Source organism: Caballeronia sp. LP006 (assembly GCF_031450995.1).
In the GTDB taxonomy this organism is placed as follows: Bacteria; Pseudomonadota; Gammaproteobacteria; order Burkholderiales; family Burkholderiaceae; genus Caballeronia.
Genome location: NZ_JARTVW010000005.1, coordinates 1,851,876 through 1,865,956, shown reverse-complemented (window position 1 = coordinate 1,865,956; position 14,081 = coordinate 1,851,876). Strand labels below are relative to the sequence as shown.

Below are 14,081 nucleotides of genomic sequence, written 5' to 3'. Positions count from 1 at the left end.
CAAGTGGCGAAGGATGGGCGCCGCGCGATGCCGCGCGGCGCATTACGCAATGCCGGCAATCAGCCTTTGTTGCTGAGGCAGCTCTTCATGAACGCCTTGCGGTCGTCGCCCTTCTTGCCGGATGCCTGACCATTGCACGCGGTCATCTTCTCTTGCTGGGTCATGGGCGCGGCGGCGGGCGCCGACGACGACAGACAACTCTTCATGAACGCCTTGCGCTCATCGCCTTTCTTGTCGGCTGCCTGCTTGTTGCAGTCGGTCATCTTCGATTGCTGGCTGTTGGCGGCGAACGCCGGGCTCGCGCTGATCGTGAGGCTGGAAACAGCGATGACTGCTGCAAGGGCGGTGGCTCGAATGATCATGTGACGCTCCCTGATTTGAATGAAGTTTGTTCTTTGGACGACGAATGCCGGATGCGCCTGACAAGCATGCGCCATCCGCCCGTGCATTATGGCAAACCGAATATCACTGATGTGTGGCATCGGGTGAAATCGGGAGACGAGAGGGAGTACGCCTTGCAAACGGCTTTCGCTACAAGGCAAAAGAGCTCGCGTATGCAGCTCGCCGTAAGACCGGCATGTTCATGGACGCCTCGAGAGTTTTTAGTGCAGCATTCAGAAAAGGCGGCTGTCCTACCCACGGCCGCCACCAACGACAAGGAGCACGCGCATGTCCACTCCGCTATCCGACCACTACAAGGGTTTCGAAATCAAGGTGCAGGCTCTGCGGCGCGCGAAGGAGCGTGACGAACCCGACGACGGTCCGCGCCATTTCGATATCGTCACGACGATATCCCGCAGCGCGCACGGCGACAGCGGCCGCACCGCGATGTTCGGCGTGCCCGATCAGGAACCTTTCGAAAGCCCGATCGACGCGGTGCGCGCGGGCATCGACTACGCGCGCAAGATCATCGACAACGAGATCGAAGGCGAGTCGGTGGAAGACCTTTGAAACCCTTGACCGCAAGCACATTGCATCCGCCAACGGCCGCGGCTGGCGGCTTTCTTCTTGCGAATGCGGTCGAGCCATCATTTCGGCGCATGTTCAAAGCGCCCACTACACGTTAGCCCGATTGACCCGACGCCGCTTCGCAACGAGAATCGACGGCGGGCAAACGTTGAACAGCGTTCAAAGCAGCGACTGGACATGCGCGTTTGCCAACGCTCGTCAGGCTATGAGATTGACCAGAATCAGTTTCGCCCAGACAACTCAAAACGAAAGTACTGGAGGAGATCCATGAATCGAAACATCCGCCGCCGCGTGCTGTCGGCCGCCGTCGCGCTGATCGCGTGCTCCGCGCTGCCGTTCGCATCGTCGTCCGTCTTTGCGCAGACGCCGGCCAAGCCGAAGGTCGCGCTCGTCATGAAGTCGCTCGCCAACGAGTTCTTCCTGACCATGGAAAACGGCGCGAAGGATTATCAGCAACACAACTCCGGCCAGTTCGATCTCATCACCAACGGCATCAAGGACGAAACCGATACCGCCGCGCAGATTCGCATCGTCGAGCAGATGATCGTCTCCAAGGTCGACGCGCTCATCATCGCGCCGGCGGATTCGAAGGCGCTCGTGCCGGTGATCAAGAAGGCGGCGGATGCGGGCATCATCGTCGTCAATATCGACAACCGGCTGGACCCGGACGTGTTGAAGTCGAAGAATCTGAACGTGCCGTTCGTCGGCCCGGACAACCGCAAGGGCGCGAAGAAGGTCGGCGACTATCTGGCCAAGCATCTGAAGAAGGGCGATGAAGTGGCGATCGTCGAAGGCGTGACCACGACGACCAACTCGCAGGCGCGCAGCGCCGGCTTCAAGGACGCGATGGAAGGTGGCGGCATGAAGGTCGTCGCGCTGCAGTCGGGCGACTGGGAAATCGACAAGGGCAACGCGGTCGCCTCGCAGATCCTGAACGCGAACCCGAACGTGAAGGCGCTCCTGTGCGATAACGACAACATGGCGATCGGCGCGGTGTCGGCGGTGCGCGCAGCGGGCAAGGCGGGCAAGGTGCAGGTGGTCGGCTTCGACAACATCACGGCCATCAAGCCGATGTTGAAGGACGGCCGCGTGCTCGCCACCGCCGATCAATACGCCGCAAAACAGGCGGTGTTCGGGATCGACGTGGCGCTGAAGGCGATTTCCGGCAAGAAAAAGCAGTCGGAGCTGTCGACGGTCGTGGAAACGCCGGTCGAACTGATCACGAAGTAGGCATGACATGACGAGCTGCTGCCTGTCGTCGCACGCGGCGATGCAGCAGTCAGCTCCGCCCGCCGGAACACGGAGCGGGCGCAAACCTTCACTACGGCATGAATGCGCGAGCTTCGGTCCATTCAAGTTTCGCGGCTTTCATGCCGATAAAGCACGAACGAGCGCGTTTGAACGTCGACGTAGGCTCTTGCCTGCGCGACGCTTTGCGCCAAGCCGTCGGGCCCCAAGCGGAACACATAGCGAGGATGCGTAGCCAATTCCATGGCGCCCCTTTCGAGGAGCGAACGACGTGAACGATGCCAGCGTGCTGACAGTCAGCGGCGTCGGCAAGACCTATGTCGAGCCGGTGCTCGCGGACGTCACGCTCGACCTCGTGCCGGGCGAAGCGCTCGCGCTGACGGGCGAGAACGGCGCGGGCAAGAGCACCTTGTCGAAGATCATCGGCGGGCTGGTGAACCCCACGGCCGGCACGATGACGCTCGCCGGCAAGCCGTACACGCCGCAAAGCCGCACCGAGGCCGAAGCGCTCGGCGTGCGCATGGTCATGCAGGAGCTGAATCTGCTTTCGACTTTGTCGATTGCGGAAAACCTGTTCCTCAACCGCCTGCCGAAAAAAGGCGGCTTTGGCTGGATCGACCGCAAGAAGCTCGCGGAAGATGCGCGCCACGCAATGGCGCAAGTCGGGCTCGACGCCATCGACCCGGACACGCTCGTGGGTGCGCTCGGCATCGGGCATCAGCAAATGGTGGAGATCGCGCGCAACCTGATCGGCGATTGCCGCGTGCTGATCCTCGATGAACCGACCGCCATGCTCACCGCGCGCGAAGTCGATTTGCTGTTCGAGCAGATCGACCGCCTGAAAGCGCGCGGCGTCGCGCTCGTGTACATCTCGCACCGGCTCGAGGAATTGCGCCGCGTTGCCGAGCGCGCGGCCGTGCTGCGCGACGGGCGTCTCGTGCATCTCGGACCAATGGCCGAACTGTCGAGCGATCGGCTCGTGACGCTGATGGTCGGACGCGAACTCGGCGAGCGTATCGACCTGGGCGAAAGAAGAATCGGCGGCGTGGCGCTGAAGGTCGCCGGCATGACGCGCGGCAGCGTGGTGCGCGACGTCTCCTTCGAAGTGAAGGCGGGCGAGATTTTTGGGGTGAGCGGGCTGATCGGCGCGGGCCGCACCGAGCTCATGCGCCTGATTTACGGCGCGGATCGCGCGGATTCCGGCACGGTCTCGATTGCGCACGGCGGGCAGGCGTTGCGGCCCGTTGCCGTGAATTCGCCATCGGATGCGGTGAAGCACGGCATCGCGCTCATCACGGAGGACCGCAAGGGCGAGGGCCTGCTGCTTGGCTTGCCTATCGCCGCGAACGTTTCACTGGGTAATCTCGACGCGGTGTCGCGTCACGGCGTGATCGACACGAAGCGCGAAGCCGCGCTCGCGCAGACGCAGATCGACGCCATGCGTATCCGCACATCCGGGCCGGCGCAGGCCGTCTCGGAACTGTCGGGCGGCAATCAGCAGAAAGTGGTGATCGGCCGCTGGCTCGCCCGCGACTGCACCGTGCTCCTGTTCGACGAACCGACGCGCGGCATCGACGTGGGCGCGAAGTTCGATATCTACGGGCTCATGGGCGCACTGGCGCGCGAAAGACGCGCGCTCGTGGTCGTGTCGAGCGATCTGCGCGAACTCATGCTGATTTGCGACCGTATCGGCGTGATGTCGGCGGGACGGATGACGGGCGTGTTCGAGCGCGCCAACTGGACGCAGGATGCGCTGCTTGCCGCAGCCTTCGCGGGCTATGCGAAACGCGAAGCCATGCTGCACGAGCCGCTCGCGCCGGACGCGAAGCCGCCCGAACAAGACCAAAAAGTGGAGCACTGAATGACCGGTCAGACTCAAGCCAATCTGCCAGCCGATGCGCCGAAGAGTCCGAAGGGCATCGGCACGCGGCTCGGCTTTTCGAATTACCTCGGTCTCGTCGGCGCGCTCGCCGCGATGATCGCGCTGTTTTCGGTGCTGAGTTCGCACTTCCTCACCTACGAGACGTTCAGCACCATCGCCAACCAGATTCCGGATTTGGTCGTGATGTCGGTGGGCATGACCTTCGTGTTGATCATCGCGGGAATCGACTTGTCGGTGGGGTCGGTCCTGGCGCTCGGCGCATCGGTCGTGAGCGTCGCCGCGTTGAAGTGGCATTGGCCCGCGTTGCCGTCCGCGCTGATGGGCATGGCCGCCGCCGCGCTGACGGGCACGCTGACCGGGCTCGTCACGGTGGCGTGGCGCATTCCGTCATTCATCGTGTCGCTCGGCGTGCTGGAAGCGGCACGCGGCGTCGCCTACCAGATGACCAATTCGCGGACCGCGTATATCGGCGACGCCTTCGATTTTCTGTCGAATCCGATCGCTTTCGGCATCTCGCCGTCGTTCGTGATCGCGGTTGCCGTGATGATAATTGCGCACCTGGTCTTGACTCGGACGGTTTTTGGCCGATATCTCGTAGGAATAGGCACGAACGAGGAAGCCGTGCGGCTTGCGGGCGTAAATCCGCGTCCTTACAAGGTAATCGTTTTCGCGTTGATGGGCGCGCTCTCCGGGCTCGCCGCGCTATTCCAGATTTCGCGCCTCGAAGCCGCCGACCCTAACGGCGGCGCGGGGCTGGAGTTGCAGGTGATCGCGGCGGTGGTGATCGGCGGAACGAGTCTGATGGGCGGGCGCGGCTCGGTCATCAGCACGTTCTTCGGGGTCTTGATCATTTCCGTGCTGGCGGCGGGGCTCGCGCAGATCGGCGCGAACGAACCGACCAAGCGCATCATCACCGGGGCGGTGATCGTGGTGGCGGTCGTGCTCGACACGTATCGCAGCCGGCGTAAGCGGGCTTGACGGGGAGCGCCAGGCGAATTCGACCAAGGAGCAAAGGGTAAGGCAGTACGGCGCGCACGGGGCGCGCCGGGATGACAGGCAGCATGCAGCAAAGACCAGGGCGATCGGGGAAGCGGCAGCATTACGCCGTAGCTGACGGGAACAGCGAAACCAAAAAGCGCACGCGAGGCCAGTGCGCACCGAACGCCTATTTCAAATAAGAGAGCAGCAGCACAAAGATAGCGAAGGACGATGTATGGCGACGATAAAAGACGTGGCAGCCATTGCCGGGGTGTCGTTTACGACGGTGTCCCATGTGGTCAACAATTCGAGGCCGGTATCGGCCGATGTCAGGGCGAAAGTAGAACGGGCAATTCGTGAACTCGATTACGTGCCCTCGGCCGTCGCGCGTTCGCTGAAGGCGAAGTCCACCGCGACCATCGGCCTCCTGGTGCCGAACGCGACGAACCCTTATTTCGCGGAACTCGCGCGCGGCGTCGAGGACGGCTGCGCGAAGAACGGCTATTGCGTATTCTTCTGCAATTCGGACGACGATCCCGCGAAGCAGCGCCACTACCTGCGCGTGCTGCAGGAAAAGCGCATCGACGGGCTGGTCATTGCATCGGCGGGTGAGGATTCGGTGCTCGCGCACAGCCTTTCCGGATCGCGCGAACCGCTCGTGATCGTTGACCGGAATATCGAAGGCGTCACGGCCGATCTCGTGCAGATCGACCACGAGAAGGGCGCGTATCTCGCCACGCGGCATCTGCTGCAACTCGGGCATTCGGAGATCGGCTGCATTACCGGGCCGGTCGCGACGGCGGTGAGCGCTATGCGTCTGCATGGCTTCATTCGCGCGATGGCCGAACGCGGTATCGAGATCGAGCCGAACGCGATCGTGCAGAGCGATTTCTCGGCGACAGGCGGTTACGCGGCAGCATCGCAACTGTTCGACTCGATGAAGCCGACGGCCATTTTCGCGTGCAACGACATGATGGGCATCGGTGCATTGCGGGCGGCCGCGGAACGCCATATCAACGTGCCGACGGATTGCTCGATCATCGGTTTCGACGATGTCGAACTCTCGCGGTACACGTATCCCGCGCTCTCTACCGTCGGACAGTCGGTGCGCGCGCTCGGCGAAATGGCCGCGCAAACGCTGATCGAGCGGATCACCGGCAAGCTCGCGGGCAATACGCGGCGGCGCGTCGTGGCGCCGCGTCTCGTGCGGCGCGAATCGACGGCGGTCGTGCACGAGGCGCGACGCGCCGGATAGACGTTGGAAGCAACACAAGGAGCGTAATGAGCGACAAGTCAATAGCCAAGCAAGGCCGCGTCACCGTGGTCGGCAGTCTGAACATGGATCTGGTCGCACGCGCGCCGCGTTTGCCGAAACCCGGCGAGACGCTCGCAGGCCACGCGTTCGCGCAAGTGCCGGGCGGCAAGGGCGGTAATCAGGCGGTGGCGGCGGCGCGCCTGGGCGCGGAGGTCGCGATGATCGGCTGCGTCGGCGACGACAGCAACGGTGCGACGCTCAAGACGAGTCTCGAGGCGGAAGGCATCGACTGCGCCACGGTGGCTCTCAGCACCGACGCGCCAACGGGTGTCGCGCTCATCATCGTCGACGATGCGAGCCAGAACGCCATCGTGATCGTGGCGGGCAGCAACGCGCAGGTGACGCCCGAGAGCATCGCGTCTCAAGAGGCGCTTCTTGCGCGCGCCGACGTAATCGTTTGCCAGTTGGAAACGCCGCCGGACACGGTGCGCGCGGCGCTTGCCGCCGGCCGGCGTCTGCAGCGCACGACCATCCTCAACCCCGCGCCCGCCGCGAACGAGTTGCCGGCCGATTGGTTCGGCCTCGTCGATTATCTGATTCCGAACGAACTCGAAGCCGCGACGCTGTCGGGCATTGCCATTTCCACACCCGACGATGCGCGCCGCGCCGCGCACGCGCTCCGGCAAAAAGGCGCGCGCAACGTGATCGTGACGCTCGGTGGGCAGGGCGTCTTCGCGCTGCTCGAATCAGACGGTAACGGCGACGACGGCGGCCAGCACTTGCCTTCGCCAAAAGTGCAGGCTGTCGATACCACCGCGGCGGGCGATACCTTCATCGGCGGATTTGCCGCGGAACTCGCGCGCGGCTCGGCGGTGCTCGACGCCATCGGTTTCGGCCAGCGCGCCGCCGCGCTTGCGGTCACGCGTGAGGGCGCGCAGCCTTCGATTCCGCATCGCAGCGAAATTTCCGCATAAGTGTTCAGTTTTCACTGAAAACCGGCGCGTAGCTTGCGCCGTTCTTTTCGTCTGATGAAATAAATATCCTCAAGCCAGTCCCTTTCGCGCCGTTTACATAGTGAGCGAGCGCAGAAGCGCCGCTACGCGAATCGGTTGCGGCGACTCTCCGCGCGCGCCGGCCCTCACCTGGCTACGACCGCATTGACGAGCGGCATGGGACGACACATGAACAAGGCTTTGACCATCAAGGCGCGCATCGGCATCTCGATGGCGTTTCTCGGCGCGCTGCTGATCGCCATCGGGGCGCTCGGCCTCAGCGGCATGAATCACTCGAACACCGCGTTTCTCGATACCTACTCGAATCAGATGCCGAGCGCCATCGCCGTCGGCAACACCGAGATGTACGCCATGCGCGAACGGCTCGTGTTCGATCGCGGCGCGCTGCTCGCGGGCACGGCGGAAGTCGCGGCGACCATCGAGCGTTCACGCCTCATGCGCGAGCGCGCCGATGGCTTCTGGAAGCAATACACGGCGCTGCCGCAAGAGTCCGGCGAAGCGCGCCTCGCGGAAGCGGCGCAGGCCAAACGTCTCGAACTGCAGCGTGAGCTCGACAAGGGCCTCAAGGCCGTTGCCGCCAACGACCACGACGCGATCATCGCTTCCGCCAAGTCGATGCAGGCGATCTACAACGATTACGCCAACGCCAACGAAACGCTGCGCAAGTTTCTGTCCGAGTCCTCGCACAAGAGCTACGAAGACGCGCAGAGCCAGTTTCTGTGGTTCCGCGCGGTCGCGATGTCTGCCATCGCGCTCGGGCTGGCCGCGGCGGCGTTCGCGTGGGTTTCGCTCCGACGCGCCATCGCGCGCCCGCTCGAAGCCGCGCTCGGCCATTTCGAGGCGATTGCCGCGGGCGACCTGCGCCGTGAAGTCGTGGTCACTTCGCGCGACGAAATGGGGCAATTGCTCGAAGGACTCGCCAAGATGCGCGCAAGCCTTCTGACGACCGTTCGCACCGTGCGCTCGGGCAGCGAATCGATCGCGTCGGCCACGCAGCAGATCGCCGCTGGCAATACCGATTTGTCGTCGCGTACCGAGGAACAAGCATCCGCGTTGCAGGAAACCGCGTCGAGCATGGAAGAGCTGACCGGCACGGTCCGTCAGAACGCCGACAATGCGCGTCAGGCAAGCGCGCTCGCGGCCAACGCGTCGGAGATCGCGGGCAAGGGCAACACGGTCGTCATGCAGGTCGTCGATACCATGGGCGAGATCAACCGCAGTTCGTCGAAGATCGCGGACATCATCACGATCATCGAGGGCATTGCGTTCCAGACCAACATTCTCGCGCTCAACGCAGCCGTGGAAGCGGCCCGCGCGGGCGAGGAAGGGCGCGGCTTCGCGGTGGTCGCGGGCGAAGTGCGCTCGCTTGCACAGCGTTCGTCGGCGGCGGCAAAGGAAATCAAGGAGTTGATCGATACCTCGGTGGCGCGCGTGCAGTCGGGCACCACGCTCGTCGATGAAGCGGGCCGCACGATGAACGAGATCATCGGCGCGGTGCAGCGCGTGACCGACATCATGGGCGAGATCGCGGCGGCGTCGGAGGAGCAGTCGAGTGGTATCGACCAGGTGTCGCTCGCGGTCACGCAGATGGACGAAGTGACGCAGCAGAATGCCGCGCTCGTCGAGGAAGCGGCGGCAGCGGCGCAATCGCTGGAAGATCAGGCGGGACGCTTGCGTCAGGCGGTTGCGGTGTTTCAGGTGAATGAGGGTTTCAGCGCGGATGCGCCTTTGGCTTCGGCTTCGGTGAGCGCCGCCCGGCGCGTTGCGCGCAAGCCAGCGGCGGTGGCGGCAAGCAAGCGCCCCGTCCCCGTCAAGCCTTCGCAGGCAGCAAAGCCGGCTGCCACGCCGGCGGTTGCAGCGGCGGCTGCAAGCGGGGATTGGGAGACGTTTTGAGCCCGCTGCGGTAACGGAACTTCGCCGTCGCGCGCATGGCGGCGCCAAGTCTAAAGCCGGAGGTGCGAGCGCAAGACGCACCTGTCGCCATCATCGAGCGCGTCCCCGTACACTGATGCCACCGCATCATCTTGCATACGAGGACCATCGACATGACCGGATCGACACTCGCCGCACAGCTCGTGGAAGCGCGCCGGCAGCATCGGAGCATCGAGACGCTTGCGCCGCGCGACATTCCCGTAGACGCGCCCACGGCCTATGCCATTCAGCACGAGACGCTGCGTGCGGCAAACGCGCGCATCGGCGCATGGAAGATCGGCGCCCGCGCGCCCGATGCCCTCGCCGCAGGCGCACCCATCGATGCAGACCTCGTGCATGTATCGCCTGCGCGGCTCGCGTTCGACTCGTTTTTTCACGTACTGGTGGAACTCGAAATAGCGTTTCGCTTTGCCTACCCGCTGCCGCCGCGTAGCGACCCTTACAGCCACGCCGAAGTCCTCGACGCACTGGGCGGCATGGCCGTCGCACTCGAAATCGTCGATAGCCGCCTCGCGCAATGGCCCAACGTCGACCCACTCGCGCAACTTGCCGATTCGCAGAACAACGGCGCGCTCATCGTGAGCGGCATGGAGCCTTATGAGGTCGTATCGGCGGGCTTCGACTTCTTGTCGCCGCGTATCGAATTGACACTCGATGGCCTGCCGATTGCTCCGGCCGCGCAAGGCAATCCAGCGGGCGATCCCCGCGTCTTGCTGCCGTGGCTCGTCAATCATTGTTCGCGCATGGGACTGACGGTCGAACCGTTCTGGACCATCACCACGGGTTCTTATACGGGCGCTTATCGCGTGGAAGGTCCCGCGATGGTGCATGGCGCGATCGACCGCATCGGCGAGCTCGAACTCGTTCTTACCTGACGCTTCATGTCACGTCGCACCACGCGTTCATAGAGTCCACACACCACGCGCGGTTATTGTCACGACAGCCGCGTAACCCGCGTTATTGCATCTGACATGCATGCGCGCACGTATGAGTCATGAGATGGAAACAACAGCGTGCGGCGCCCAACGATGCTGGCGGATGAAGGCAGGGTGAGAGTGACAGAAGCGCGGTCATGCGTACAGGCGGCGAGAACGCCGCGCAAGACCATGTGCAAAAGAGGAGATTGGGATGAGGATTGTAGGGCACCGAAAATAATTCGTGTAGCTAGCACTTCTTCTCAGATGGATAGCTTCGCAAGTGCGTGAAAAAAAATTCGAAAGGGTTTAGGATGAATTCAAGCGATGTCGTTTCGATTACGCGCGTTGCGCACGGCATAGCTTTCTGACTTCGGCGAGGAGGTAGCATGGATATCTACAGCAGTTTCGCGACCCGCTTCGAAAAAACCCGCGAGGAGGAATTCTCGCTCGAAGAGTATCTCGCGCTCTGCAAGGAAGATCCTGCCACATATGCAACAGCGGGCGAACGTATGTTGACGGCCATCGGGGAACCCGAGTTCGTCGACACGAGACTCGACCCGCGGCTTTCGCGTGTGTTTGCGAACAAGGTCATCAAGGTGTATCCGGCATTCCGTGAGTTCTACGGAATGGAGGAAGTGATCGAGAACGTCGTGTCGTATTTCCGGCACGCGGCGCAGGGTCTGGAAGAGAAGAAGCAGATCCTGTATCTGCTGGGTCCGGTGGGCGGCGGCAAGTCGTCGATCGCCGAACGTTTGAAGCAGCTTGCCGAGCGCGTCCCGTTCTATTCGATCAAGGGCTCGCCTGTCAACGAATCACCGCTTGGCCTCTTCGATTACGACGAAGATGGTCCCGTGCTCGAGGAGCAATACGGCATTCCGCGCCGCTATCTCAAGAGCATCTTGTCTCCGTGGGCCGTGAAGCGCCTGCACGAGTACAACGGCGACATCCGCAAGTTCCGCGTGGTGCGTCGCTATCCTTCCATTCTTCGTCAGATCGGCATTGCCAAGACCGAGCCTGGCGACGAGAACAATCAGGACATCTCCTCGCTCGTCGGCAAGGTGGATATCCGCAAGCTCGAAACCTATTCGCAAGACGACGCGGACGCATACAGCTATTCGGGTGGCCTGTGCCTCGCCAATCAGGGCATGCTTGAATTCGTCGAAATGTTCAAGGCGCCGATCAAGGTGTTGCACCCGTTGTTGACGGCTACGCAGGAAGGCAACTTCAAGGGCACGGAAGGCTTCGGCGCGATCCCTTTCGACGGCGTGATTCTCGCTCACTCGAACGAGTCGGAATGGAAGGCGTTCCGCAACAACAAGAACAACGAGGCACTGCTCGATCGTATTTTCGTCGTGAAGGTGCCGTATTGCCTGCGCTACGGCGAAGAGGTCAAGATCTACGAAAAGCTTCTGCGTAACTCGTCGCTGGCCGAGGCGGTATGCGCGCCCGGCACGCTCAAGATGATGGCGCAGATGGCCGTGCTCACGCGTTTGGCTGAACCTGAAAACTCCAGCCTCTTTTCGAAGATGCAGGTGTACGACGGCGAGAACCTCAAGGACACGGACCCGAAGGCGAAGTCGTATCAGGAGTACCGCGACTTCGCCGGTGTGGACGAAGGCATGACGGGCGTGTCCACGCGCTTCGCGTTCAAGATTTTGTCGCGCGTCTTCAACTTCGACTCGTCGGAAGTCGCGGCGAATCCGGTGCATCTCATGTACGTGCTTGAACAGCAGATCGAGCGCGAGCAGTTTCCGCCGGAGACGGAGCAGAAGTATCTGTCGTTCATCAAGGACGTACTGGCTTCGCGTTACGCCGAATTCATCGGCAAGGAAATTCAGACTGCTTATCTGGAATCGTATTCGGAGTATGGACAGAACATCTTCGACCGTTACGTGACGTATGCCGACTTCTGGATTCAGGACCAGGAGTTCCGCGATCACGATACGGGTGAAAGTTTCGACCGTGCCTCGCTCAATGCGGAACTGGAAAAGATCGAAAAGCCGGCAGGCATCAGCAACCCGAAGGATTTCCGCAACGAGATCGTGAACTTCGTATTGCGTGCGCGGGCGGCCAATGGCGGCAAGAACCCGGCGTGGATCAGTTATGAGAAGCTGCGGGTGGTGATCGAGAAGAAAATGTTCTCGAACACCGAAGAACTTCTGCCGGTCATTTCGTTCAATGCGAAAGGTTCGGCCGAAGAGCAACGCAAGCATGAAGACTTCGTCAATCGCATGGTCGCGAAAGGCTATACGCCGAAGCAGGTCCGGCTGCTCTGCGACTGGTATCTGCGCGTGCGCAAGTCGTCGTAAGCAGGACGCATGCTGTAATGTAGGTCCGCGCCGCTCGGGACCGAAGTTTGCGCCGCAAGGTGTGACTTCCTGAGCGGCAAAGCGGGCACTTTGCGAGAGAGAGACGCTGGCATGCCCTTCGCGGCAGGCCCAAGGCTCGCGCAGCGCCTCGCATCCTCGCCATCAACGCGGGAGACTGAATGTGCTGCACCAGATCATCGACCGCAGGTTAGCTGGTAAGAACAAGAGCATCGCCAATCGCGAGCGCTTTCTGCGACGCGTCAAGAACTACATTCGCCGCGCGGTTTCGGACGCGGTGCGCGATCGCAGCATCAAGGATATTCAAAGCACTCAGAGCATCACCATCCCCAAGAAGGATATCGCCGAGCCCTCGTTCCGTCATGGACCGGGCGGCAAGCGCGAGTATGTCCATCCGGGCAACGCCGACTATATTCGCGGCGACAAGATTCCGCGTCCGCAAGGCGGTTCGGGCGGCGGCGGGAAAAGCGCGAGCAACGAAGGCGAGGGCCAGGACGACTTCGTGTTCGAACTGTCGCGCGAAGAATTCATGCAGTACTTCTTTGACGATCTCGAACTGCCGCGTCTCGTGAAGACGCAATTGCTCGCGGTGCCCACGTGGAAGAACGTGCGTGCGGGCTGGGCGGCGGAAGGTACGCCGAACAACATCGACGTGGTGCGTTCGCTGAGGAGCGCGCTCGGGCGGCGTATCGCGCTCGGCATGCCGCTCACCGCGCAACTGCGCGAGATGGAACGTCAGCTCGAAGCACTCAAGAACGATAACGCCGATCCCGAAGACATCGCGCGATTGGAAGCGGACATCGTGATCCTGCAGGGCCGGATCACGCGTATCCCATTCATCGACCCATTCGATCTGCGATATGTGAATCGCGTCAAGCAGCCCACGCCGTCGAGCAAGGCGGTCATGTTCTGTCTGATGGACGTTTCCGGCTCCATGGACGAGCAGCGCAAGGACTTGTCCAAGCGCTTCTTCATTCTCCTTTACCTGTTCCTGCAGCGGAACTACGAGAAAATCGAAGTGGTGTTCATCCGCCATCACACGCGAGCCGAGGAAGTGGACGAAGACACTTTCTTTCATTCGACCGAAAGCGGCGGCACCGTGGTGTCGAGCGCGCTCGAACTCATGAAGAAAATCATGGACGAGCGTTATTCGCCGACAGAATGGAACATTTACGGCGCGCAAGCATCGGACGGCGACAACTGGACCGACGATTCCCCCAAGTGCCGCAAGCTCCTTTCGGACGACATCCTGCCGAAGGTACGTTATTTCGCCTATATTCAAGTTGCGCCAGAAGAGCAAAATCTGTGGGTGGAATATGCGCAACTTGCGCTCGGCGCGCCTGAACTGGCCATGAAGAAGGTGGACTCCGCCGCGGACATCTACCCCGTGTTCCGCGAACTCTTCGAAAAGCAACAGGCGGCTGCATGACGAAACGGAATGTGCAGAAGGAAGCGCAGAAGGCTCAACCGGATGGCACGGACGATCGTGCGGTTGCATCGACGTTGGAACTGGAAGAAGGGAAGGAAGCAGACAAGGAAGTAGTCGAAGACAAGGCGTCC

Annotated in this window: 11 protein-coding genes; 10 read left to right on the top strand and 1 reads right to left on the bottom strand. The window is 62.0% G+C overall.

Going from position 1 to position 14,081, the window contains the following annotated elements; all coding sequences use genetic code 11:
* Positions 1 to 59: 59 nt before the first annotated feature.
* The gene (locus P9250_RS25285; protein WP_244827888.1) at positions 60 to 362 is read right to left on the bottom strand and encodes a PsiF family protein; all 303 of its coding nucleotides are present in this window, start codon (positions 360 to 362) and stop codon (positions 60 to 62) included.
* A 307-nt stretch (positions 363 to 669) separates the two neighbouring features.
* Between P9250_RS25285 and P9250_RS25280 the strand changes: the two genes are divergently transcribed.
* From P9250_RS25280 to P9250_RS25235, 10 genes are all read left to right on the top strand, one after another.
* Positions 670 to 951 carry a hypothetical protein gene (locus P9250_RS25280; RefSeq protein ID WP_244827887.1) on the top strand — a complete coding sequence of 94 codons (282 nt, stop codon included), beginning with the start codon at positions 670 to 672 and terminating at the stop codon, positions 949 to 951.
* A 285-nt stretch (positions 952 to 1,236) separates the two neighbouring features.
* Positions 1,237 to 2,199 (top strand): sugar ABC transporter substrate-binding protein, encoded by a 963-nt coding sequence (locus tag P9250_RS25275; RefSeq protein WP_244827886.1) that lies wholly within the window; start codon positions 1,237 to 1,239, stop codon positions 2,197 to 2,199.
* 289 nt (positions 2,200 to 2,488) lie between these two features.
* The gene (locus P9250_RS25270) at positions 2,489 to 4,078 is read left to right on the top strand and encodes a sugar ABC transporter ATP-binding protein (protein ID WP_310395805.1); all 1,590 of its coding nucleotides are present in this window, start codon (positions 2,489 to 2,491) and stop codon (positions 4,076 to 4,078) included.
* A complete protein-coding gene (locus P9250_RS25265; protein ID WP_244827884.1) occupies positions 4,079 to 5,077 on the top strand; it encodes an ABC transporter permease in 999 nt (332 codons plus the stop codon).
* Positions 5,078 to 5,312: 235 nt separating this feature from the next.
* A complete protein-coding gene (locus tag P9250_RS25260; protein ID WP_244827883.1) occupies positions 5,313 to 6,332 on the top strand; it encodes a LacI family DNA-binding transcriptional regulator in 1,020 nt (339 codons plus the stop codon).
* 26 nt (positions 6,333 to 6,358) lie between these two features.
* On the top strand, positions 6,359 to 7,306 hold the full coding sequence (rbsK, locus tag P9250_RS25255) for a ribokinase (protein WP_250525859.1): 948 nt from the start codon (positions 6,359 to 6,361) through the stop codon (positions 7,304 to 7,306).
* A 207-nt stretch (positions 7,307 to 7,513) separates the two neighbouring features.
* Positions 7,514 to 9,238, top strand: a complete 1,725-nt coding sequence (locus P9250_RS25250; protein WP_310395802.1) for a methyl-accepting chemotaxis protein — start codon at positions 7,514 to 7,516, stop codon at positions 9,236 to 9,238.
* 152 nt (positions 9,239 to 9,390) lie between these two features.
* A complete protein-coding gene (locus P9250_RS25245) occupies positions 9,391 to 10,152 on the top strand; it encodes a hydratase (protein WP_250464869.1) in 762 nt (253 codons plus the stop codon).
* Positions 10,153 to 10,580: 428 nt separating this feature from the next.
* Positions 10,581 to 12,503 carry a PrkA family serine protein kinase gene (locus tag P9250_RS25240; protein ID WP_244827879.1) on the top strand — a complete coding sequence of 641 codons (1,923 nt, stop codon included), beginning with the start codon at positions 10,581 to 10,583 and terminating at the stop codon, positions 12,501 to 12,503.
* Between the two features lie 181 nt (positions 12,504 to 12,684).
* Positions 12,685 to 13,950 carry a YeaH/YhbH family protein gene (locus tag P9250_RS25235; RefSeq protein WP_310395799.1) on the top strand — a complete coding sequence of 422 codons (1,266 nt, stop codon included), beginning with the start codon at positions 12,685 to 12,687 and terminating at the stop codon, positions 13,948 to 13,950.
* Positions 13,951 to 14,081 lie beyond the last annotated feature (131 nt).